The organism is Lentzea rhizosphaerae (genome assembly GCF_042649515.1).
Lineage (GTDB): Bacteria > Actinomycetota > Actinomycetes > Mycobacteriales > Pseudonocardiaceae > Lentzea > Lentzea aerocolonigenes.
Genome location: NZ_JBHRZI010000037.1, coordinates 48,413 through 70,294, shown reverse-complemented (window position 1 = coordinate 70,294; position 21,882 = coordinate 48,413). Strand labels below are relative to the sequence as shown.

General features: G+C 68.8%; 23 protein-coding genes. 16 read left to right on the top strand and 7 right to left on the bottom strand.

What is annotated here, in order from left to right; genetic code table 11:
• Window positions 1–6 precede the first annotated feature (6 nt).
• On the top strand, window positions 7–1,191 hold the full coding sequence (locus tag ACFOWZ_RS39565) for a helix-turn-helix domain-containing protein (RefSeq protein WP_382379099.1): 1,185 nt from the start codon (window positions 7–9) through the stop codon (window positions 1,189–1,191).
• On the opposite strand, the gene ACFOWZ_RS39560 is transcribed toward ACFOWZ_RS39565, so the two are convergent.
• A complete protein-coding gene (locus tag ACFOWZ_RS39560) occupies window positions 1,182–4,073 on the bottom strand; it encodes an AfsR/SARP family transcriptional regulator (protein WP_382379098.1) in 2,892 nt (963 codons plus the stop codon). The two genes, ACFOWZ_RS39565 and ACFOWZ_RS39560, sit on opposite strands and share 10 nt — an antisense overlap.
• Window positions 4,074–4,222: 149 nt before the next feature.
• Here ACFOWZ_RS39560 and ACFOWZ_RS39555 point away from each other — a divergent pair, with 149 nt between their 5' ends.
• Together ACFOWZ_RS39555 and ACFOWZ_RS39550 are read left to right on the top strand one after the other, a co-directional pair.
• Window positions 4,223–4,795 carry a vWA domain-containing protein gene (locus tag ACFOWZ_RS39555; protein ID WP_382379097.1) on the top strand — a complete coding sequence of 191 codons (573 nt, stop codon included), beginning with the start codon at window positions 4,223–4,225 and terminating at the stop codon, window positions 4,793–4,795.
• A gap of 88 nt (window positions 4,796–4,883) precedes the next feature.
• Window positions 4,884–5,816, top strand: a complete 933-nt coding sequence (locus ACFOWZ_RS39550; protein ID WP_382379096.1) for a hypothetical protein — start codon at window positions 4,884–4,886, stop codon at window positions 5,814–5,816.
• Here the strand turns inward: ACFOWZ_RS39550 and ACFOWZ_RS39545 are convergent.
• Both ACFOWZ_RS39545 and ACFOWZ_RS39540 read right to left on the bottom strand, forming a co-directional pair.
• Window positions 5,811–6,212: a PPOX class F420-dependent oxidoreductase gene (locus ACFOWZ_RS39545; protein ID WP_382379095.1), complete on the bottom strand. Its 402-nt coding sequence runs from the start codon at window positions 6,210–6,212 to the stop codon at window positions 5,811–5,813. The genes ACFOWZ_RS39550 and ACFOWZ_RS39545 overlap by 6 nt on opposite strands.
• 33 nt (window positions 6,213–6,245) lie before the next feature.
• Window positions 6,246–6,764 carry a hypothetical protein gene (locus ACFOWZ_RS39540; protein WP_382379093.1) on the bottom strand — a complete coding sequence of 173 codons (519 nt, stop codon included), beginning with the start codon at window positions 6,762–6,764 and terminating at the stop codon, window positions 6,246–6,248.
• 201 nt (window positions 6,765–6,965) lie between these two features.
• On the opposite strand from ACFOWZ_RS39540, the gene ACFOWZ_RS39535 reads away from it, so the two are divergent.
• The 6 genes from ACFOWZ_RS39535 (at window position 6,966) to ACFOWZ_RS39510 (ending at window position 12,533) form a co-directional block, all read left to right on the top strand.
• Window positions 6,966–7,454 carry an HAD domain-containing protein gene (locus ACFOWZ_RS39535; RefSeq protein WP_382379091.1) on the top strand — a complete coding sequence of 163 codons (489 nt, stop codon included), beginning with the start codon at window positions 6,966–6,968 and terminating at the stop codon, window positions 7,452–7,454.
• A gap of 89 nt (window positions 7,455–7,543) precedes the next feature.
• Complete coding sequence (locus ACFOWZ_RS39530) at window positions 7,544–8,665, top strand: ABC transporter substrate-binding protein (RefSeq protein WP_382379090.1); 1,122 nt, start codon at window positions 7,544–7,546, stop codon at window positions 8,663–8,665.
• A complete protein-coding gene (locus tag ACFOWZ_RS39525; protein ID WP_382379089.1) occupies window positions 8,662–9,576 on the top strand; it encodes an ABC transporter permease in 915 nt (304 codons plus the stop codon). Before ACFOWZ_RS39530 ends, ACFOWZ_RS39525 begins: the two co-directional genes overlap by 4 nt.
• Complete coding sequence (locus tag ACFOWZ_RS39520; RefSeq protein WP_382379088.1) at window positions 9,564–10,367, top strand: ABC transporter permease; 804 nt, start codon at window positions 9,564–9,566, stop codon at window positions 10,365–10,367. Before ACFOWZ_RS39525 ends, ACFOWZ_RS39520 begins: the two co-directional genes overlap by 13 nt.
• Before the next feature lie 4 nt (window positions 10,368–10,371).
• Entirely contained in the window at window positions 10,372–11,403 is a 1,032-nt protein-coding gene (locus ACFOWZ_RS39515) for an ABC transporter ATP-binding protein (RefSeq protein ID WP_382379086.1), read from the top strand.
• Window positions 11,400–12,533, top strand: coding sequence for a low temperature requirement protein A (locus ACFOWZ_RS39510; RefSeq protein ID WP_382379085.1), 1,134 nt, complete (start codon window positions 11,400–11,402; stop codon window positions 12,531–12,533). Before ACFOWZ_RS39515 ends, ACFOWZ_RS39510 begins: the two co-directional genes overlap by 4 nt.
• Before the next feature lie 43 nt (window positions 12,534–12,576).
• On the opposite strand, the gene ACFOWZ_RS39505 is transcribed toward ACFOWZ_RS39510, so the two are convergent.
• A complete protein-coding gene (locus ACFOWZ_RS39505; protein WP_382379084.1) occupies window positions 12,577–13,161 on the bottom strand; it encodes a hypothetical protein in 585 nt (194 codons plus the stop codon).
• A 57-nt stretch (window positions 13,162–13,218) separates the two neighbouring features.
• On the opposite strand from ACFOWZ_RS39505, the gene ACFOWZ_RS39500 reads away from it, so the two are divergent.
• On the top strand, window positions 13,219–13,614 hold the full coding sequence (locus ACFOWZ_RS39500) for a VOC family protein (protein ID WP_382379083.1): 396 nt from the start codon (window positions 13,219–13,221) through the stop codon (window positions 13,612–13,614).
• Window positions 13,611–14,771 carry an MFS transporter gene (locus ACFOWZ_RS39495; protein WP_382379082.1) on the top strand — a complete coding sequence of 387 codons (1,161 nt, stop codon included), beginning with the start codon at window positions 13,611–13,613 and terminating at the stop codon, window positions 14,769–14,771. Before ACFOWZ_RS39500 ends, ACFOWZ_RS39495 begins: the two co-directional genes overlap by 4 nt.
• A gap of 12 nt (window positions 14,772–14,783) precedes the next feature.
• Here the strand turns inward: ACFOWZ_RS39495 and ACFOWZ_RS39490 are convergent, their stop codons facing one another.
• Window positions 14,784–16,265 (bottom strand): LVIVD repeat-containing protein, encoded by a 1,482-nt coding sequence (locus ACFOWZ_RS39490; RefSeq protein WP_382379081.1) that lies wholly within the window; start codon window positions 16,263–16,265, stop codon window positions 14,784–14,786.
• A 91-nt stretch (window positions 16,266–16,356) separates the two neighbouring features.
• Here ACFOWZ_RS39490 and ACFOWZ_RS39485 point away from each other — a divergent pair, with 91 nt between their 5' ends.
• Complete coding sequence (locus tag ACFOWZ_RS39485; RefSeq protein WP_382379080.1) at window positions 16,357–16,959, top strand: DUF305 domain-containing protein; 603 nt, start codon at window positions 16,357–16,359, stop codon at window positions 16,957–16,959.
• Window positions 16,960–16,975: 16 nt separating this feature from the next.
• On the opposite strand, the gene ACFOWZ_RS39480 is transcribed toward ACFOWZ_RS39485, so the two are convergent.
• Window positions 16,976–17,302 (bottom strand): antibiotic biosynthesis monooxygenase family protein, encoded by a 327-nt coding sequence (locus ACFOWZ_RS39480; protein ID WP_382379079.1) that lies wholly within the window; start codon window positions 17,300–17,302, stop codon window positions 16,976–16,978.
• 81 nt (window positions 17,303–17,383) lie between these two features.
• On the opposite strand from ACFOWZ_RS39480, the gene ACFOWZ_RS39475 reads away from it, so the two are divergent.
• Window positions 17,384–17,974: a TetR/AcrR family transcriptional regulator gene (locus ACFOWZ_RS39475; protein ID WP_382379078.1), complete on the top strand. Its 591-nt coding sequence runs from the start codon at window positions 17,384–17,386 to the stop codon at window positions 17,972–17,974.
• Here the strand turns inward: ACFOWZ_RS39475 and ACFOWZ_RS39470 are convergent.
• Entirely contained in the window at window positions 17,967–18,782 is an 816-nt protein-coding gene (locus tag ACFOWZ_RS39470) for an SDR family NAD(P)-dependent oxidoreductase (protein ID WP_382379077.1), read from the bottom strand. The two genes, ACFOWZ_RS39475 and ACFOWZ_RS39470, sit on opposite strands and share 8 nt — an antisense overlap.
• 71 nt (window positions 18,783–18,853) lie before the next feature.
• Here ACFOWZ_RS39470 and ACFOWZ_RS39465 point away from each other — a divergent pair, with 71 nt between their 5' ends.
• Genes ACFOWZ_RS39465 through ACFOWZ_RS39455 form a run of 3 tightly spaced genes read left to right on the top strand, consistent with a single transcriptional unit; the run spans window position 18,854 to window position 21,434 of the window.
• On the top strand, window positions 18,854–19,774 hold the full coding sequence (locus tag ACFOWZ_RS39465; RefSeq protein WP_382379076.1) for a LysR family transcriptional regulator: 921 nt from the start codon (window positions 18,854–18,856) through the stop codon (window positions 19,772–19,774).
• A 57-nt stretch (window positions 19,775–19,831) separates the two neighbouring features.
• Window positions 19,832–20,725, top strand: a complete 894-nt coding sequence (locus tag ACFOWZ_RS39460) for an ABC transporter ATP-binding protein (protein WP_382379075.1) — start codon at window positions 19,832–19,834, stop codon at window positions 20,723–20,725.
• Window positions 20,709–21,434, top strand: a complete 726-nt coding sequence (locus ACFOWZ_RS39455) for an ABC transporter permease (RefSeq protein WP_382379074.1) — start codon at window positions 20,709–20,711, stop codon at window positions 21,432–21,434. The genes ACFOWZ_RS39460 and ACFOWZ_RS39455 overlap by 17 nt, the downstream gene beginning before the upstream one ends.
• The last annotated feature ends 448 nt before the right edge of the window (window positions 21,435–21,882 follow it).

Sequence of the window (21,882 nt, the reverse complement as noted above, 5' to 3'; positions counted from 1 at the left end):
GCAATCGTGTCCGAAACTTTTGGTGAGCTGCTGCGTCAGCACCGCGTCGCCGCGGGGTTGTCGATGGGGCAGCTGGCGAAGCTGATCCACTACAGCAAGGGTTATCTCAGCAAGATCGAGAACGACCTCAAACCGCCGACCCCGGTGGTGGCGCGGCTGTGCGACGGCGTCCTGGACGTCGGCGGGCGGCTGGTCGAGGCCGCGGCGCAGCAGGGCGCGGGGCTCGGCCGGCGGCAGGTGCTGGTGGCGGGGACGATGCTCGGCGTCGGGGCGTTCGCGGGCTCGGGGCAGCGGCCGGTGCCGGACGAACAGGTGCTCGCCGGGATGCGCACCTCGTTCGAGAACCTGAAGAACCTGGGCCTGCACACCAGTCCGATGCTGACGCTCGAACCGTTGAAAGCCTTGCAGCACACGGTGCACGGCATGGCGCGGGAGAACAGTGGGCCGGTCGGCACGCGGCTGCTCCGGCTCGCCGCGCGCATCGCCGAGTACACCGGCTGGATGTGCCAGGAGGCCGGTGACGCCCACGGCGCGCTGTGGTGGACGAGGCACGCTTCCGAACTCTCCCGCGCGGCAGGCGATCCGGACATCGCGAGCTACGCGTTCGTGCGGGAGGCGGGCCTCGCGCTCTACCGGCAGGACGCCTCCGCCACGATCAACCTCGCCCAGCAGACGCAGTGGATCGGCAGCGCCGGTGCCCGAGTCCTCGCGCTGGCCGCACGGCGTGAAGCGCAGGGACACGCGCTCGCGGGCGACCGGTACGCCGCGGAAAGCGCTTTCGACCGTGCGGTGCACCTGATGGAGTCCGCCACGACCGACAGCCCGTATCCGCCGCTCGGGTCGAGCGCACCCGATCCGCTGGAGCTGGCCAGGGGATGGGCGATGTCCGATCTCGGCCTCAACGCCGAGGCCGCGGCCGTGCTGGACCGGCAGCTCGCCCTGGTACCGGCGAACTCCCGCCGCACCAGGGCTCGCTTCGGCACGCGGCGGTCGCTGGCGCACGCGTTGTCAGGCGAGGTCGACGAGAGCTGCCGCACGCTCGCCCAGACGTTGGACGACGCCGCGCACGTCGACTCCGCGACGGTGCGGACCGACCTGCGGCAGCTCGCCCGAACGCTGGGCAGGTGGCACAACCACCGTGCGGTCGTGGTGGTCTACCCGGACCTGAAACGCCTGCTGACTCACCGCTGACCGCACGCGCACGCCAGCGCCGCGCGTTCGTCCCGCACCTCCTCGGCCTCCGGCTGACCGAGCTCGCGGAACGCCGCCTCGGCCGCGTTCCAGTGCGGCACGGCCTCGGCGTGCCAGCCGAGTGCGTGCATCGTCCGCGCCACCCCGATTTCGCCGTGCGAGCGGTGGGTGAGGTTGCCGGTGCCGCTCGCCACGTCCAGCAACGACTGGTAGAGACGCAGCGCGGCGTGCAGGTCACCGTTGTCGCGCACGGTGGCCGCGCGGTCGTGCAGCAACCGCGCCTGCAGCTCCGCGTCGGCCAGCCCGGTGGCCGCCTTCGTCGCGAGGTCGTGGTGGTGCAACGCCGCCTTGAACCTGCCCGCGAGCCGGTGGGCGTCGGCGATGTTGGTCAACGCGTAGGCGGACACGCAGGCGTCGCCGATCTCGACCGCGATCTCGTGCGCCTCCAGGTGGTCGGGGATCGCCTCGTCGAACATCCCGAGGTGCTGCCGGTTCGCGCCGCGGTTGTTCAGCGCGTGCGCGAGTCCTTGCAGGTGACCGATCTCCCGCAGGATCGGCACGGCGTCGTCGTGCTGGCGCAGTGCGACGTCGAACCTGCGGTGCTGTTCGTTGAGATAGCCGAGCATGCTCAACGCGTGTGCCCGGCCGCGGAGGTCCCCGCACTGCTCGTACTTCGCCAGCGCGGCCTCGAAGTGCCTCATCGCGACCTCGTGCGAACCGAGCTGCATGGCGGACATCGCGAGTGCGCACCGCGCCGCCGCCTCGCCCGCCACGTCACCGAGCCGCGCCCACCTCGCCAGTGCCTGCTCGGCGAAGTCACGTCCCTCCGCGTGCTTGCCGAGCCTGTCGTTCGCGGTGGACAACCGTTGCAGCACGTGCGCCTGGCTGTGGTCGTCGTCCGTGCGCACGGACTTGACGGCGTCGATCCAGTCCGCGAACCGGTTGGCGGTGTTGAAGTGCCGCCAGATCAACGCGGCCAGCCGCCACCCGTGATCTCCTCCCGAGTGCCTGATGGCGGCCATCAGGTTGTCCCGTTCGGCGTTGATCCACTTGAGCGCCTCGTCCGCGTGCGTGAACCGCAGACCGAGCGGGCTCTCGCGGTCCACCGACGGCAGGATGGTGAGGTCGAACGGGTACGCGACGCGCACCGCGTTGGCCAGGGTCACGAGGTAGAAGTCGAGCAAGCGTGCCAACGCGCCGGGAGACGGCGGTTCCGCGGCGGCGAACTCCTTGACGGAGTCCAGCATCTGATAGCGGTCGAGGCCGACCTCTTCCAGCAGGCAGACCTCGTGCAGGTCGTAGAGCAGCTTGCGGGTGGCGGCGACGTCACGGCCGACGAGCGCGGCCGCGGCGACGATGTCGACGTCCGGGCCGGGCAGGTGGCCGAACAGGCGGAAGACGTGCTGGAGCTCCTCGTCGAGCTGCAGGTAGGACGCGCGGACGGCGGCGGTGCCGTCCTCCTGCCACGGCCCGTTCTCGTCCATCAGGCCGAGCAGGTGATCGAGCGACCACCTGTCGTGCCGGCGGAACAACGCGGCGGCGACGTTGATCGGCATGGGCAGGTAGCCGCACCGCTTGACCAGCCCGGCCACATCGGCTGACCGGCCGCGGATCCGGAACGGGTCGGTGAGCGTCTGGAACATCGTCAGCGCGTCGTCGGGAGGCAGCGGGGACAGGCGCAGGTGCGCGCTGATGTCCGGCTCGCCCATGTGCCTGCTCGTCACGATCGCGAAGCAGCCCTCCGCTTCCGGGAGCAACGGCCTGACCTGCTCGGGGGAGGCGGCGTTGTCCAGCACCACCAGCGTTCTGGTGCCGTAGAGCCGGGACTGGAACAGCGTGGCCTTGCGGCCCACGGTGTCCGGGATCTGCTCCGCGGGCACACCCTGCTCGACGAGCAGCTGGGTGAGCGCGTCCGAGATCGACATCTCGGCCACGTTGGGAGTGAACCCGTTGAGCCGCAACAAGATCTGCCCGTCCGGGAATCGGCTCCGGAGCCGGTGGGCGGCTTCGACGGCCAGCCCGGACTTCCCGATTCCGGGCGCGCCGCTGATCCAGATCGCGCGCCGTTCGCCCGTCGAGGCCGCTGCTGACTCGATCTCACCGAGTTCGGTCGTTCGGCCCGTGAACGCGCGGGGACGCGACGGAAGGGAACTGACCGGCTCGCCTCGCCGAGCGCGTTCGGCGAGGTTGCGCAGCACTGTTCCCGGCTCGATGCCGAAGTCGGCGAGTGCCTCGGCCGCGGCGTCGAACACGCGGACGGCGCCGACGCGGTCGCCACACGCGATCAGCGCGCGCATCAGCAGCTCGGAGTACTTCTGGTTGTCCGGTGCGGTGCGGACCGCGCGGCGCATCCGATCCCGGGCGGACCGGTAGTCGCCGACGACCAGCTCCAGTTCGGCCAGGTCACCGAGCGCGTCGTCGTAGCTCTCCTCCGGAGGGATCACCTCGGCGCCGCCGACGCGGTCGATGTCGATGTCCTCCAGGAACCGTCCTCGCCGCAACGCGACCGCTTCGCGCAGGAGGTCTATCGCCCTGCGCTGGTCGTTGTCCTGCACCGCCTGCGCGGCTTCCGCCCGCAGCCGGTCGAAGCGCACGGTGTCGATCTGCTCTTCGTCGACGCGCAGCACGTAGCCCGTGGGTGTGGTGTCGATCGAGGCGTCGGTGGGCTCGAACGCCGTGCGGAGCCGCTTGATGTAACTCCGGACGAGACTTCGGCGGTCGGGGTTCTTCGGCCACACCGTCTCGGTGAGCCGTTCGGGTGACACGGGTTTGTTCGCGTGCAAGAGGAGTACGACGAGGATGAAGCGTTGCTGCTGGTCCCCCAACGGAACGGAGGTGTGTTCGTGCCACGCCTCCAGCGGACCGAGCATCCGGAATTCCACGCCGTCCTCCTAGCCGTCCGACTGGTGTCTGGGTGGAATGTCGCGCAAGGGTCCGTTGGCGTGTCAGGAAATCATCTTTTTGTCCACGTTTGATCAACGCGATCCGGTAACGGTTGCCCGCGTCACGCTTGGTGGTGAGGGGGAGACGGATGGTGTCCGATGTGTTGCCCTGTTACGTGGTGTGCGACGTGTCGTTCTCGATGACCGACCACCTCGGCGAGGTGAACGCCGGGATGCGGGAGTTCCGCGGTGCCGTGCACGCTGATCGGCGCGGGTCGGCCCAGATTCGGCTCTGCGTGGTCGTTTTCGCGGAGAGATCGCACGTCGTGCAGCCGTTGCGGCCGGCGCTCGCTCCAGCCGAAACCATTACACCCCGCCAGGAATCAGGGTCTGACTTCGGTTCCGCGTTCACTCTGGTGCACGACACCGTCGAGCGGGACGTGCACGGTCTGAAGGCGCAGCGGTTGCTGGTGCGGCGGCCCGTGCTGTTCTTCGTCTCCGACGGCAGGGCGACCGATCCGGCCTGGCCGCTCGCGCTGGCGCGGCTCACCGCGTCGGCCTCGTGCCCGGAGATGATCGCGTTCGGGCTCGGCGCCGTCGACCAGCCTGCGCTCGACCGCATCGGCACCTCGCGGGTCTTCCTGGGGTGTGACGGGGTGCGGCTGGGGATCGCACTCGCCTCTTCGGTGGCGCGGACTGCCCTGCGTCCGGAGCACGTCTGAGCGATCCACGGCGTGTCCACTTCTCGTCCACACGCCCGCCGCAACCTGCCTCCGCCGCACGTCAGCACACAAGGGGAGGAGAGCGGAGATGACGACGAACCTGGTTCGCGAGCTGAAGACACTGCGCAAGGGACGGGGCGTGCACGCGGGGCGGATCGTCGACAAGGTCGGTGCGGGCCTCGCCGCGGCGTGCGGGATCACCAGGGCCGACGGACCGGCCGCGGCGAGGCAGAAGCTCGTCACCAGGCTGACCGAACTGGTCGAACAGCTCCCCGAGGACCTCCAGCTCGCGGCACGGGCGGCGTTCGGCCTCATCCCGGACGTGCGGCACCCGCTCTACCAGGAACGCGTCGGCTGGGTGGCGGCGATGATCGACCGCGACGCCCGCACCGTGCGCCGCCGCGTCGACGAGGCGGTCGACCAGCTGGCCGAGCTCGCCGTCACGACCTCCCGGCGCGACGACGGCGGCTGGCACACCGCGGAGCTCAGCGTCGCCGTGGCACTGGATCAGGGGCAGCCGGAGGTGCTGGAGCGCTACCAGGTCGTTGTCGACGAGGACGGGGTGGACTCGCTGGAGTTCTCGTCGGTGTTCCCGGTGCGCAGGAGGGACGTCGACGTGCACCTGCTCTACGGCGGCACGTTGCAGGACCGGGGTTCTCCGCTGGAACGCCCCGGCTTCACCCTGGTTCCCGCCGAACCGCTGGCGCGCGGCGAGACCTACGACTTCGCGGTGAGGTATCGGCTGCTCAACCGCGACGCAATGCACCCGTGCGTGCTGCACGTGCCCGAACGGCCGTGCGAGGTGTTCGACCTGCGCGTGCGTTTCGAGCACGACCGCAAGCGCTTCGTGCGGACGTTCGACGGCGTGCTGCAACGGTCCGACACCGAGCCGAGCGGAAACCAGCACGCGGTGGACCGGGCCGGCGAGATCCACGTGCGGTTCCGGCGCCTGCTGCCGGGCCTGCTCTACGGCGCGCGGTGGGGTGGCTCGGCCGTGTGCTCGGCCCGGCGCGCTTCATGACCGGCGGGGCTCGTACCACCTCTCACCCGCGGGTTCGCCCGCCATGTTCCACGCCCAGGACCTGGTGGGCGTGATCCGGCAGTAGAGGCCGGGCCCGACGAGCCCGACGCGGTCGACCGGGTCGTCCGCGGTGCCGTAGACGCGGATGGCCCGAGCGACGAACGGGCTGAGCGAGACCAGGTCGTCGACCACCAGCGAGACCTGGCGGCGGCCGGCGGTGATGTTGCGGAACTTGCGGGTGCGCAGGACCTGCTCGCCCACGCCGCCCACCCAGAAGTGCGTGCCGTCGTACTCGAACGCGACGGGGACCACGTCGGGGTGGCCGTCCTCGTTGATCGTCGCGAGGCGGGCCAGGGGTTGCTCGCGCAGGTAGGCGATCTCGTCGTCGGTGAACATGCCTACTACACGAACACAGGTGAGCGTTTTCGACTAGGCGGCCGGCGGCCATCCCGGCGGTGGCGGCGGGTAGTACGGCTGCTGCTGCGCCCTGCGCCGGTTCGACCTGCGCACCAGGAACACGATCAGCACGACCAGCCCGGCCACGAACAGCAGGAACACCACGGCCGCCACGATCAGCCAGGTCACGATCGTTCGCCCGACGTCGGCGTCGTCGTCGGGCTTCTCCGCCACGAGCCGCTCACCGAACGCCTCGCGCAGGGCGTCCGCGGTGTAGACCTCGTAGGTCTCGTTCAACGCGATGGACACCTGGTCGACGTGCTGCGGGTAGCTGTCCCAGACGATTTCGGCGATCTGCTCGACGGTCTTCGCCGGGTCGTCCGAGCTCGCCGTCACTTCCAGACGGTCGGTGCCGTTGATCGACGAGTGGTCCGTCGAGACGTTGGTGTAGCCCGCGTCCGTGAGACGGGCCTGCAGGCTCGCCAGGTCGCCGATCAGGCCGCAACCCGCCAGCGCCAAGCACAGCAGGAGGAGCGGCGCGACACGTCTCATGGCGTTGAGGTTAGGGAATGCGGGACTGGTGCGCTCACGTTTTGATCGCTGTCGACGACGTCCGCGTAGCCCGCGTCTGCCAGACGAGCCCTCAGAACCGCCAGGTCATCGGTCGCGCCGCACCCCGCCAGCGCTGAGCACAGCAGGAGGAGCAGCGCGAGACGTCTCATGGCGTTGAAGGTTTGGGGGAATGCTGGACGGATGCGTCCACTCGTACTGATCGACGTCGACGGCCCGCTCAACCCGTGGGCCGCGAAGCCGAAGCCGCCTAACTACCGGCCGTTCGACGTCAAGGTCGGCTGGCGGCGGAAGCTCCGCATCTGGCTCGATCCGGAGCACGGTGACCAGTTGAGACGGCTGGCCGAGGATGTGAACGCCGAGCTCGCGTGGGTCACCACGTGGATGCACCGGGCGAACGCCGAGATCGGGTCGCGGATAGGCCTGTCCGCGCTCAAGGTGGTCGAGTTCCACGACGAGCACGGCTGGAAGTACCCGGCCGTGGCCAGGTACGCCTACGAGCGGCCGCTGGTCTGGTTCGACGACGACTTCGGGCTCCACGCCGCGCGCAGGCAGGAGTTCGTCCACAAGCGACGGCAGCTGACCACCGCGCTCGTGCACGTCGATCCGCGCACCGGGATCACGGCACAACACTTGAGTGAAGCCCGGAAAGCACTCTCCGGCAACCCCTGAGCCGCCGAGAATTCACGGTTGGAGTCGAGAAGGTCTCAACCGGCGCGGCTGGCTTGACAACGAAAGCTGTCCGCGCGAATCCTCCGCCTGTGCTGAAGCGAGGGAACGTCACCACGAAACTGATCGGTGTCGGCGCGTTGGTGCTTGCGGTGGCAGCCTGTGGCGCCCCGCCCGCCAAGGAGACGCCGGCCGGTGCCGCCGGGACCGCCAAGTCGGCGAGTGAGCTCGGTGGTATGGACAAGCTGGTCGAGGCCGCCAAGAAGGAGGGCAAGCTCAACGTCATCGCGTTGCCCCCGGACTGGGCGAACTACGGCGAGATCATCAAGGCGTTCGAGGCCAAGTACGGGGTCAAGGTCGACTCGGCTCAGCCGGACGCCTCCAGCCAGGAGGAGATCAACGCCGCCAAGCAGCTCAAGGGCAACGACCGCGCGCCCGACGTGTTCGACCTCGGCCTGAACGTGGCGCTGGCCAACAAGGACCTGTTCGCGCCGTACAAGGTCAGCACCTGGGACGACATCCCCGCTGAGCTCAAGGACTCGGACGGCCTCTACTACGGCGACTACGGCGGCTTCATGTCGATCGGGTACGACGCCGCCAAGGTGCCGGCGCCGACGAGCGTCAAGGACCTGCTCAAGCCCGACTACAAGGGCAAGGTCGCGCTCAACGGCGACCCGACGCAGGCCGGTGCCGCGTTCTCGGGCGTCATGATGGCGGCCCTGGGCAACGGTGGCTCCGCCGACGACATCGCGCCGGGCGTCGAGTTCTTCAAGCAGCTCAAGCAGGCCGGCAACTTCCAGCCGGTCGACCCGTCGCCCGCGACGATCGAGTCCGGGCAGACGCCGGTCGTCATCGACTGGGACTACACCAACGCCGCCCAGACCGAGAAGCTCAAGGGCAAGATGGACTGGAAGGTCGTCGTTCCGGCCGAGGCGCAGATCGGTGCCTACTACAACCAGGCCATCAGCAAGGACGCGCCGCACCCCGCGGCCGCGCGCCTGTGGCAGGAGTTCCTCTACTCCGATGAGGGCCAGAACCTCTACCTGAAGGGCATGTCCCGCCCGGTGCGCCTGGACAAGATGGGTGACAAGGCGGACAAGGCGGCGAAGGACAAGCTGCCCAAGACCGAGGGCAAGCAGGTGTTCCAGACGCAGGCGCAGGCCGACAAGGCCAAGGCCGTCCTGACCGCGACCTGGGCGCAGGCCATCGGATGACCTCAGTCGCTCCTGTAGCGGCAGCCCCCGGCGGTTCCACTCGCAAGAGTGGGGCCGCCGGTCGGCCATCTGCGGCCGCCTGGCTCGTCGCGGTGCCGTTCCTCGCGTTCGTCGGCACCTTCCTCGTCTACCCCACGGTGCTCGTGCTGGTCGGGGCCTTTCAGGACTCGGCAGGCGGGTTCACCCTCGACAACCTCTCAACTCTGTTCACCGGCGTCGTCTTCGACGCTTTCGTGCGCAGCATCGAACTCTCGGCGCTCACCGCGCTGATCGGCGCGATCTTCGGTGCCCTGCTCACGTGGGCGATCGCGGCCGGCAACCCGGACGGGATGCTGCGCCGGGTCGTCGTCGCGGCTTCCGGTGTGCTCGCCCAGTTCGGTGGCGTGCCACTGGCGTTCGCGTTCCTCGCGACAGTGGGCTTCGAGGGCCTCGTCACGAAGTTCCTGCGTGACAACGTTGGCATCGACCTGTTCGCCGGCAGCGCCTGGCTGTTCGAGCTGCCCGGCCTGACGCTCGTCTACACGTTCTTCCAGATCCCGTTGATGGTCATCGTGTTCCTGCCCGCGCTCGACGGGCTCAGGCCGCAGTGGCGCGAGGCCAACGCGAGCCTCGGCGGCACGAGCTGGACGTACTGGCGGCACGTCGGCGGGCCGATCCTCACGCCGCCGTTCCTCGGCGCGCTGCTCCTGTTGTTCGCCAACGCCTTCAGCGCCTACGCCACGGCCGCCGCGCTCGTCTCGCAGGGCAGCCCGATCGTGCCGTTGCAGATCCGCGGTTTCCTCACCGGCGAGGTCGTGCTCGGCCAGGAGAACCTGGGCAAGGCGCTGGGCCTCGGCATGGTGATCGTCGTGAGCATCGCGATGGGCGTCAACGTGCTGCTGCAGCGGAGGGTGGCCAAGTGGGTTCGCTAGTGAAGCAGCGCGTCCTGCGCACGATCGTCCTGCTGGTCCTGGGCGTCTACTTCATCCTGCCGCTGATCGCGATGGCGGAGTTCTCCACGCGTGGCAAGGGCGGCAGCCGCAGCCTGGAGTCGTGGACGTCCATCGTCGACGACGAGGGCCTGATGGAGGCGCTCGTCAACTCGCTGCTGCTGTCGGTCACGTCAGCGGTTCTGATGCTGGTGCTGCTCGTGCCGACGATGGCGTGGATCCGCCTGCGGCTCCCGCAGCTGCAGCGGCTCGTGGAGTTCCTGTGCCTGCTGCCGCTCGCGATCCCCGCGATCGTGCTGGTGGTCGGCATGGCGCCGCTCTACGCCTGGGTGAACTACTTCCTCGGCGACTCACCGCTGACGCTGACCTTCGCCTACACGATCCTGGTGCTGCCGTTCGCCTACCGCGCGATCGACGCCGGACTCGCCGCGATCGACCTGAAGACGCTGGCCGAAGCCGCGCGCAGCCTCGGCGCGTCGTGGTTCACGGTGCTGTGGAAGGTCGTCGTGCCGAACATCCGCGTGGCACTGATCGGTGCGTCCTTGCTCAGCGTCGCCCTGGTGCTCGGCGAGTTCACCATCGCGTCGCTGCTCAACTTCGACACGTTGCAGGTGCAGGTCAACCTGCTCGGCAAGCGCAACGCGGGCGTGTCCATCGCGGTGTCGTTGCTGTGCCTGCTCTTCGCGTTCGTCCTCCTGTTCGCACTCTCTTATGTCGGCCAGCGGCGCCGTCAGACCGTTGCCGAAGAAGAAGTATCGCTGGGGAGTAACTGAGACAATGGGCCACCTGGAACTCAAGGGACTGCGCAAGTCCTTCGGCGGCAACACCGCGCTGGACGGTCTCGACCTCGACCTCGCGGAAGGCGAGCTGGTCAGCCTGCTCGGACCGTCAGGCTGCGGCAAGACGACGGCACTGCGCATCGTCGCGGGCTTCGAGACCGCCGACTCCGGCACGGTCACGGTGGGCGGCAAGGACATCACGAAGGTGCCGGCCAACCGGCGGGACATGGGCATGGTCTTCCAGGCCTACAGCCTCTTCCCGAACATGACCGCGGCGCAGAACGTCGCGTTCGGCCTGAAGATGCGCAAGGCCGACGCCAAGAAGGCCGGGGAGCTGCTGGAACTCGTCGGTCTGGCGCACCTCGGCGGCCGCTTCCCGCACCAGATGTCGGGCGGTCAGCAGCAACGGGTCGCGCTGGCGCGTGCGCTGGCCATCCAGCCGCGCGTGCTGCTGCTCGACGAGCCGCTGTCCGCATTGGACGCCAAGGTCCGCGTGAGCCTGCGCGACGAGATCCGCCGCATCCAGACCGAGCTCGGCATGACGACGTTGTTCGTCACGCACGACCAGGAGGAGGCGCTCGCCGTCTCGGACCGGGTCGGCGTCATGTCGCACGGACGGCTGGAGCAGCTCGACACCCCGTCCGTCGTCTACCGGGAACCGAAGACGGCGTTCGTGGCGCAGTTCGTCGGCGTCACGAACTCGGTCGAGGCCAAGGCGGAGGGGCAGACCGTCGTCATCAACGGCGTCACCCTGCCCGCCGCCCACGACCAACCGTCCGGAAGCGACGTTCGCGTCATCGTGCGGCCGGAGGACATCGGCGTTTCCGCACACGACGGCGACTCCGGTGGCAAGATCGTGGGCGACGTGCTGACCCAGTCGTTCCTCGGGCCGGTCACGCGGATCTCGGTGAGGGTCGGCGAGCAGGTGCTGCGGATCGACCAGCCGTCGAACGCCGCTTCCGCGTACCAGCCGGGCACGCGGGTCGCGCTCGACCTCAGCGAATCAAGGATCATGGTGGTACCGGGATGATCAGAAAGCTCCTCGCGCGCGACACGGCGGAGGCCCACCGGGTCGCGACGCCGTTGGAGCTGTTGTTCGACCTGAGCTTCGTGGTGGCGGTCGCCCAGGCCGCCGCCTCGTTGCACCACGCGGTGTCGGAGAACCACGCCGGCGCCGGCCTGCTGGCGTTCTGCATGGCGTTCTTCGCGCTGTGGCTGCCGTGGCTCAACTTCACCTGGTTCGCCAGCGCGTTCGACAACGACGACACGCTGTACCGGATCATCACGATGTTCCAGATCGCCGGTGTGCTCGTCATCGCGTCGGGCATCCCGGCCGTCTTCGAGCGGCAGGACTACCGGATCGTCGTCGGCGGCTACGTCGTCATCCGCCTCGCGATGGTGGCGCACTGGCTGAGGGCGTCGCGGGACAACCCCTCGCACCGCAGCTGCACGCGCCGCTACGCCGCCGGGATCGCCGGCATGCAGGTGCTCTGGGTGTTGTGGGTCCTCGTCGCGCCGCCGAGCCTGCAGTTCCCGCTGTGGGTGGTCTTCATGATCGGCGAGCTGCTGGTGCCGGTGTGGGCGGAGCGCGCCGCGGCCACGACGTGGCACCCGCACCACATCGCCGAACGGCACGGCCTCTTCACGCTGATCGTGCTCGGCGAGTCGATCCTGGCGGCGACGCTCGCGTTCCAGAAGGGCTTCGACAGCGGCGTCAACCTGATCTCGCTGGCCGCGGCGTCGCTGATCATCGTGTTCTCGGTGTGGTGGATCTACTTCGAGGCGCCCACCCACCTGCACAACATGAAGAAGGCGTTCCTCTGGGGCTACGCGCACCTGCTCGTCCTCGGCTCGATCGCCGCGCTCGGAGCCGGGCTCGCCGCGTCCGTCGACTACGACCTGCACCTCTCGCACGCACCGGGCACGACGGTCGCCGCGTTCACGACCGTGCCGCTCGCGATCTTCTTCGTGTGCGTCTGGTACGTGCAGGACTGCCCCGGTCAGGCCGGGCTGCGCAAGTACCTGCTGCCGCTGGGTTCGGTCGCGGTGCTCGCTGCGACGTTCGGGCCGGCGCCGATCCACGTGACGGCGGGGATCGCGGCGGTCGTCGTGGTCGCGACCCGGCTGGTGCAGGGGCAGCCTCAGCGCGTCGAGGTGTAGTCCTCCAGCGCGTCGAACGTCCGACCCGCGTGCCGGTCGCCGGTCAGCCGCAGCACGCTGCCCGCGTACGCCGCGAGGTTGCCGCCGAGGAACGGGACCCTGTCGTTGCCACGACGCCCTCGTCGTCCCCTCCGGTGACGGTCGCCAGCGCCCGCACCCAGATGTGCGCGAACATCCGCCGCTGGTCGTCGTCGGAGAGACCTTCGACGTACTCGTAGTCCGCCTCGTCCTCGTCGAAGTCGTCGTCGCCGGGCCGGGGTGCCGCCGCCAGGACGGCCTCGCCACCCTCGGCCTGCGCGCGGTGGTCGGCGATCGGCAGACCCCCTGGCAGCCACATCTCGTCGAACCCGGTGACGATCCCGCTGAGCAGCTCGAGCAGTTGCGGCTGCTCGTCGCACTCCGGCGCGGTCAGCACCTCCAGCAGGAACGGGACCGCGTGCGCCGTGGCCTCGTAGACCGTGCCCTGGTGGTAGATGTTGCCGTTCAACGCCCACAGCGCTTTCCGGCGGCGCTCACAGTCGGGCGACACCAGGTCGCGGATCTGGTCCGGCACGTCGTCGGCGGGGCCGTACGCGTGGGTCAGGCGAGCCCAGTCCACCTGGTCGAGTCCGTTCAGCACGCGCGCCATCCTGTCAGGCTGCGGCGTTTCGCTCAGTTCTGACACCGGTGGTGAAATGATCGTCGCATGACCGGTGTTCGTGAACTCCGCCTAGTCGTCACCGCCGCCGACTACGACGAGGCCCTGCGTTTCTACCGAGACGTGCTCGGCCTCGAGCAACGGGCGGCGTTCGCGTCCGACGGCGGGCGGGTCACGATCCTGGAGGCCGGCAGGGCCACGCTGGAGATCACCGATCCGCCGCACGCGGAGTTCATCGACCAGGTCGAGGTGGGTGAGCGCGTCGCCGGGCACATCCGGGTCGCGTTCGAGGTGGCCGACTCCGAAAGCACCACCCGTGAGCTGGAAGCCGCGGGCGCCGAGGTGATCGCGGAACCCACGCGCACGCCGTGGAACTCGCTCAACGCGCGGCTGAAAGCACCCGCCGGACTGCAGCTGACGCTGTTCCAGGAGATGAGCGAGTGACGATCTCCGCTGCCGGTTACCGCGACCTCGCGAACCGGGACGTGCTCGCGTGCGCCGTGGTGACGGTCGCCGCCAAGTTACCGATGTCCATGACGCCGCTGATGATGGTGTTCCTGACCAGGGACCTGCCCGGCGGTTACGTGCTGGCGGCGTCGCTGACGGCGGTCTACGTGCTGGGGGAGATCCTCGGCGCGGCGCTGCTGGGGCTCCTGCTCGACCCGTCACGGATGCGCGGGCAGCTCAGCGCGGGGCTGGTCGTCGGCGCGGGTGCGTTCACGACGCTGGCGTTGACGACGAACACGACGGTGCTGGTGGTGGCGGCGCTGATCGCGGGCGCCGGACCGTCGACGACGCCGGGTGGACTGCGCGCGATGCTGCTCGGGCTGGTGCCGGACTCGTTGGTGCCCAAGGCGATGGGCTTCGACGCCATGATCACGCAGGTCGTGTGGGCGGTGGCGCCCGCGCTGGTCACCGTGCTGGCGTTGAGCGTCGACCGGCGTGCGCCCGTTGTGGTGTCGGTCAGCCTGATCGTCGTCGCGGCGTGGCTGGTGTTCATCCTGCCGCGCGGGCACGTGACGTCCCGCTCCGGCACGGCGAAGGTGCGCGTGGTCGTGTCTGCGTGGCCGATCTACCTGGTGAGCGCGGCGGCTCTGGCGCAGCTGGCGGTCGCGGAGCTGGTGCTGCCGGCGTTGCTGGAGCACCGGGGGATCGGCATCGGCTGGACCGGGCCGCTGCTCACGGGGTTCGCGGCGTGCAGCGCGCTGGGTGCGGTGCTGTACGGGTTGCGGCCGTGGCCGGGATCGTTGCGCACCCAGGGACTCGTGCTGCTGGTGATCACCGCGACCTGTGTGGGTGCGGTGGCGTTGTTCCCGAACCTGCCGGGCATCGCGGGTGCGTTGCTGGCGGCCGGGTTGTTCCAGTCCGGCGTGCTCGTGACGCGGAGTCTGGCGTTGCGCGAACGGCTTCCGGTCGGCGCGCACGCCGCGGGGTTCTCGATGATGTACGCGGTGACCGGTGCGGGCTACGGCCTCACCGCCGTCGTCGCCGCGTGGGCGTTGGACGTCGGCTCGCCGATCTGGGCCGTTTTCGGTGGTGTCGCGGTCACTCTGGTCCTGACAGCGATCAGCGCGGCTGCCGAGAAACGACAGCCGCGCTGATCCGGACAGCTGCTACCCGCGGTAGAAGTTGCCCTGGGTCTGCACGTTCAGCTCGTTCGTGCGGAAGAACTTCGCCACGAACGTGCGCGGGTCGCGCATGTCGATGACGTCGAAGCCGCGGCCCATCTCCGAGGAGTAGATGTAGCCGTTGTACCAGTAGGTCGACCACGTGCCGCCGCCCGCCTTGTTCGGCATCGGGCCGCGCTCGAAGAAGCCGATCTCACGCGGCTTGCTCGAGTTCGTGAAGTCCCACACCGAGACGCCGCCCTGGTACCAGGACTGCACCATGATGTCCTTGCCGGGCACGGGGATCAGCGAGCCGTTGTGGGCGACGCAGTTCTCCGAGTCGGCCTGCATGCGCGGGATCTTGTAGTAGGACTTGAAGACCAGCTTGCGGTCCTTGCCCTTGCCCACGATGTCGTAGATGCCGTTGGCACCACGCGTCTGGCCGATCTTCTCGTTGCAGGTCGCGGCGCCACCGCCACCGAGCTCGTCGGTGAAGACGACCTTGGTGCCGTTGTTGTTGAAGGTCGCCGAGTGCCAGAACGCGAAGTGCTCGTCGTCCTGGACGCGGTTGATCTCCACCAGGTTCTCCCGGTTGGAGATGTCCCAGAGGACACCGTCACCCATGCAGGCGCCGGCCGCGAGGTCGAGCTGCGGGTAGACGGTGATGTCGTGGCAACCAGAGGTCGCCGTGACGTAGCCGGTCTCGATGGTGCCGGACTTGCCCTTGTTGCCGCCGTCCGGGAAGAGCACCGGGGCCTTGAGCAGCGACGCCTGGGCCGGGTTGCGCACCGGCACCTTGACGATCGAGATCTTGTCGTGCGGCGGCTGGCAGTCCGGGAACGTGGCGTTCGGCGAGTAGGACGAGATGTAGAGGTAGAGGCTCTTCTTGTCCTTGGCCGGCACCAGCGTGTGGGTGTGCGAACCGCAGTCGGTCTCGACGGCGGCGACGTACTTCGGCGCCGACTTGTCGCTGATGTCGAAGACCTTGATGCCTTCCCACGACGACTTCTCGGTCGCCGGCTGGGACACGCTGTTGCACGAGTTGTCGTTGCGCGACGAGTCGGTCGACAGGAACAGCAGGTTCCCGTACACCGAGACGTCGTTCTGCGAGCCGGGACAGAGCACGGAGCTCTTGATCTTCGGCGACCTCGGGTTGCGGATGTCGTAGATGGTGAAGCCGTTGTAGTTGCCGACGAACGCGTAGTTGCCCTGGAACGCGATGTCCGTCTGCGTCTGGTCGAGCGGAGCCACCTTGTCCAGGTGCGACACCAGGACCATGTTGCGGCTGCGGCTGATCTCGTTCTCACCCGGGATGCCGTTGACCGGTTCCGCCTGGGCCTCGAGCTGAGCCTCGCTCAGTCCAGCGCCGTCGGACGGCAGGTCGGGTTCGGCGAACGCGGGCGCGGTCAACGTCGACAGCGTCAGCGCGAGCGCCCCCAGAACCGCGAACGGCGTTCTGCGCCGCCGGGCCGTTGCGCGTGAAGTCACAGCTTTACCCCCTCAGTACGGGTTGGTGGGGGGAGTATGACCCTTTCGCCTTGCTAAGGGCCAGCGTCTTTCGGAGGGTATTGTCCGGTCCATGCGTTCTGGGGTTGTGGTCATCGTGGCGGCATTCGCCCTGTTGGCGGGCTGTACATCGGAGCCTGATGCAGCGCCGATCATCGCGCCGGACACACCGGGGGGTTCGGCGCAGACGTTGTCACCGTCGGACGCTTCCCGCGCGATTCCGCCGCCGCCGAACGACGCCGACCGCAAGTACGTGGCGATGATGATCGTCCACCACGAGCAGGCGCTCGCGATGACGCGGTTCGCGCCCGACCGCGCGGAGAACGCGACCGTGAAAGGCCTGGCAGACCGCATCCGGTTCAGTCAGGAGCCCGAGATCGGTGCCATGAAGCAGTGGCAGCGGACGTTCAGCGCGGCGGGTGGGCACGAGGACCACGGTTCGATGCCGGGAATGGCCACGCAGGACCAGCTCAACGCCCTCGGAGCCGCGCGCGGCAAGGACTTCGACCGGATGTTCCTGGAGCTGATGATCAAGCACCACGAGGGTGCGATCACGATGGCGACGGACGTGAAGGGCGCCGGCACCAACGTTCAGGTCGAGGAGATGGCCGACGACGTGATCGCCGTGCAGACCGACGAGATCAACCGGATGAAGGCTCTGCTTCCGACGCTGTGAGACGGCGAGGTGTCGTCTACTCGGTGCGCTGCTGCGGCAGGACCATGTCCTCCGCGTGCTGGAAGGTCTCCACGGCGTTGCCCGTGACGTGCCGGGCGATGCCACGGTTGCGCTTGTGCGCCTCGCGGAACGAGTCGGACGCGACCCAGGCGCGGAAGTGCTCCTCGGACTCGAACTCGTTGACCGACACGTACGGCTGGTCGTCCTTCGTCGGCTTGAGCAGCGTGCTGCGCAGCAGACCGGGCACGCCGGGCAGGAACGTGCGCATGTTGCTGCGGAAGTGGGCCTCGAACTCCTCCGCACGCTCAGCGGGCACGAAGAGGCGGTTCGTCGCGATGAACATGAGGCCCTCCTTGATTCCGACGCTCTGTCGGAAACTATTCCAACTCCCCGTCGGGAAAGCAAGGCGCGATACGATCCCGCTGTGCCGAGGATCAGCGCCGACACCGTGGCCGAGCACCGCGCCAACCGTTTGCGCGCCCTGCTGGACGCCGGGCGCGAGATCGTGGCGACCGAGGGGGCGGAGGCGCTGACGCTCGCGTCGCTCGCGAGACGCGTCGGGTTGTCGCGGCCGAGCCTCTACGAGTACTTCCGGTCCCGCGAGGAACTGGTCGCGGCGATCGTGTCGGACGCGCTGCCCGAGTGGGCGGACAAGCTGGAGGACGCGGTCAACAGCGCCGGGTCCGTGCCGGAGAAGATCGAGGCCTACCTGCGCACCGAGCTGGCGATCATCACCGACGGCAGCCACGGCGCCGTGGTGGCCCTGTCCGCGCACACGCTGCCGGACGCGTCGCGCGAGCAGATCAGGGCCGAGCACGAACGGCTGCTGGCGCCGTTGGTCGGTGTCTTCACCACGGCGGGGGTGCAGCGCGCGCAGCTGCGGGCGATGCTCGTGCACGCGATGGTCGAAGCGACGTCGCGGATGATCACGCCTGGGCGCAACGAGCACAACGAAGCTGTCATCCAGACGTTGCTCGACCAGGTGGTGCACGGGCTGGACCAGCCCATCAGCTGAACGGCACCACCTCGCCGTGACGCACGAGCTCGCCGTAGTGCTCCCGTTTGACCGGGTCGAGTGCGAGGTCCAGCAACGCCTTCGCGGCCTGCGCCGGAGTCGGGGCGGTGCTGACGTCCCACCACAGCGCGGACGTGGGTGTGTTGATCATTCCGGGGCACGCCGAGGCGATCAGGATGCCGCGCTCCGTGTCTTCTTCGCGCCGTTGGGCGGCGAGGACGCGGACGGCGGCGACCTGGCCGATCTTGGACGGGATGTTCACGAAGCCGGGCCAGGCGCCGGTCCTGTTCTCCTTGATCTCGTCGCGCCAGCGCGCGATCTGGTCGTCGATCTCGTCCAGAGTGGACGGTGCGGTGAACCGTCCGTGGAGGACTGGTGCCAGGTGGTGGAGCGTGCCGAGCGAGCTGGCCACGACGAGCAGTCTGCCGTTGTCGTTGAGCAGTGGCGCGAACTCCCGCAGGAGTCTCGTGGTGCCGAAGTTGTTGACCTGAGTGTACTCGTCGGCGATCTCGCGCGGGTCGTCGTCCGGGCCGATGCGCATCACGGCGTTGCCGAACACGATGTCGACGCCGCCGTGCCGTTGTTTCAGCTGTTCGGCCAAGTCGTGTGCGGAGTTCGGTTGTGCCACGTCGAACAGTTCGCCGCGGACCTGTGCGCTGCCTTGGACAGACCCGACGGCGGCGGCGACCCGGACGGCGTCGCGGCCGGTGAGGTAGACGGTGTCGGTGGGCTTCAGGCGTTGCGCGAGCCCTTCTGCCAGCGCGAGGCCGAGGCCCTGGGTGGCGCCGGTGACCAGTGCGATCGTCATGGCTTCGACGCTAGGACGGTTCGAGGCATGCGGGTAGCGAAAGAATGTCAACCAGGGTATGCGTAGACGTCATGGCCTTCACCGATGCGTCGCTGGTCGCTCTGCGGGTGTTCCGCGAGGTGGCCGAGCGCGGGACGTTGACCGCGGCGGCGACCGCGTTGGGTTACACGCAGTCCGCGGTGTCCCGGCAGATCGCGGCCTTGGAGCGTGCAGCGGGCGCCGTGTTGTTGGAGCGGCGCCATGACGGCGTGCGGCTCACTGCGGCCGGACGGCTCGTGTTGAAGCGTGCGGCCGTTGTGGTCGATCAGGTCGATGCAGGCGCACGAGAGCTTGCGGGGCTGTCGGAGGAGGACGAGAGCACGGTCAGGCTCGGCTGGTTCGCCACGGCTGGTGCGTGGTTGGTGCCTGCTGCGCTTGTGGCGTTGAGGCGTAGTCATCCATCCATCACTGTCGTCACGCGCGAGGGGAGCACACCGGCGTTGGTGCGCGCGCTGCGTGCGGGCACGTTGGATGTCGCGTTGATCGCGTCGTCACCGCCGTTTCGCGCTCCCGACGACGAGGTGCCCGCTTTGGAGATCGACACCCTCACGGAACGCAGCCTGCGCGTTGCTGTGCCGTCGGCGCATCCGTTGGCGCGCAACGACTTCATCGACATCGCGGATCTGCGGGACCAGCGCTGGATCTCCGGGCCGGGCGATCCGCTGGTGATGGGCGTGTGGCCGGGGCTGGACGAACGGCCCGTCGTCGCGCACACCGCCCGTGACTGGCTGGCCAAGCTGCAGCTCGTCGCGGCGGGACTGGGCATCACGACGGTGTCGGCCGCGCTCGCCACGGTCGTGCCCGCCGGCGTGCGGGTGCTGCCGGTGCGGGGCGGGCCGTCCGAGCAGCGCCGGGTGCTGATCGCGCGAGTGCCGGGGCCTGTCGCTGACCCCGTTTCGCGACTGGCGGCGGCATTGCGCGCGGCCGTGCTGGAGCATCAACCGATCGGTTGATCAGGGTGCCGCTCGTTGTTCGATGATTTGCTGTTTGTTCTGCTCGATCGTGGTGGCATGGCAATCGTCGAAGTGCGCGAGCTGGGCAAGCGGTACGGGCCCCGCGTCGCGGTGGACTCGGTGTCGTTCGAGGTGGCCGAGGGGGAGATCTTCGGAATTCTGGGGCCGAACGGGGCGGGCAAGACCACGACGGTCGAGTGCGTGGCGGGGCTGCGGAAGCCGGACCGGGGGAGCGTGTCGGTGCTGGGGCGGGCGCCTGGTGACGTGCGGTCCGCGATCGGGGTGCAGCTGCAGGCGTCCGAGCTGCCCGAACGGATTCGGGTGGGCGAGGCCCTGTCGCTGTTCTCGTCGTTCTACCCGTCGCCGGCCGACTGGTCGTCGCGGCTGGGGCTGACCGGGCACCTGAAGGCGGAGTTCGGGCAGCTGTCCGGCGGGTTGAAGCAGCGGTTGTCGATCGCGCTGGCGTTGATCGGGTCGCCGCGGGTGGCGATCCTCGACGAGCTGACGACGGGACTCGATCCGCAGGCGCGGCGCGACACGTGGTCGGTGATCGAGGAGGTGCGGTCGGCCGGCGTGACGATCCTGCTGGTCACCCACTTCATGGAGGAGGCCGAGCGGCTCTGCGACCGGGTCGCGGTGTTCCGCGACGGGCGCATCGCGGCGTTGGACACACCTTCCGGGCTGGTGTCGCGTGTGGACGGTGCCACTCGGGTGCGGTTCGTGCCGTCCGCTTCGTTGGACGTTGCCCTGCTGCAGGCCCTGCCGGAGGTCACCGAGGTGTCGTCGGTGGGTTCGCAGCTCGTGGTGAGCGGGTCCGAGAACCTGCTGCACGCGGTGACTTCTCTGCTGGCGCGCAAGCAGATCGTGGCGCGTCAGCTGCGCGTCGACCAGGTCTCGCTGGACGACGCCTACGTCGAACTGACCGGGGGTAGTCGTGCTGAAGATCATTGAGGTGGAAGCTCGGCTGTTCGTTCGCGATCGACTGAACTCGGTGTTCGCCATGGTGTTCCCGGCGCTGTTGCTGCTCGGGCTGGGGGCGATTCCGGCTTTGCGGACGCCCGATTCGAACTTCGGAGGTCTTCGGTTCATCGACAGCTACGTGTCGTCGATCATCGTGTTCACGTTGGTGTTCATCGGGTTGCAGCGTCTGCCGACGGTCGTGGCGACGTATCGGGAGAAAGGCGTGCTGCGCCGGCTGTCCACGACGCCCATGCACCCGGCGCGGTTGCTGATCGGCCAGCTGGTGGTCAACTTCGGAGCGGCGATCTTGTCGGTGCTGCTGACTATCGTGGTGGCGTACGTCGTTTTCGGCGTCGACCTGCCCCACCATCCACTCGGCCTGGCGTGTGCCGTGGTGCTGGGAGGCGCTGGGACGTTCGCGCTGGGCCTGGTGATCGCCGCACTGGCCCCGACCGCGCGGGCGGCCGGTGGCTGGGCGACGGTGGTGTTCCTGCTGCTGATGTTCTTCGGCGGCGTGTACCTGCCGCGGTTCATGCTGCCCTCGGCGATATTGACGATCGGCTCGTACTCGCCTCCCGGTGTGGAGGCGCTGCAACAGGCGTGGCTCGGCACCGCGCCGGATTGGAGGCATCTCGCGGTCATGGGGCTGGTGAGCCTCGTGGCGGGCGCTGTGGCGGCCAGGACGTTCCGCTGGGACTGACATCGCTGTCCGCACTGGGGGGCGGGGATTCGCTCGGCGCTGTGGGCGGGTCGCGCGGCGTGTGGACGGGCCACCGCTTGGTCGGGCCTGCGCGCCACGGCCCGTGTGTGTAGTCCGCCTGCCTCGCGGCCAGCATGTTCTTGGCGGCGTTGCCCGACAGCGGTTTTGGCCCGTCGATCCCTGCGCACTCGGAGCAGGTCTGTGAGGTCGGCCCGACCGGCCATCACAACGGTTATGGTCCGAGTCGTACGTCGCCAATGCGGTCGCAGGTGCGCCGTTCACCGTGCTGCGCCGGCACGTCGAGCAGCAGGACCAGCCGTTACGGCCGCGCAGAAGCCCGGCGCATCAGTCCGCTGGAGGTTCTGAACTGTTCGGTGGTTTGTGATCATGTGTGGTCGAGCGTGTTCGTGTGTGAGCTGGGATGGCCCTTCGCTGTGATGGGAACATG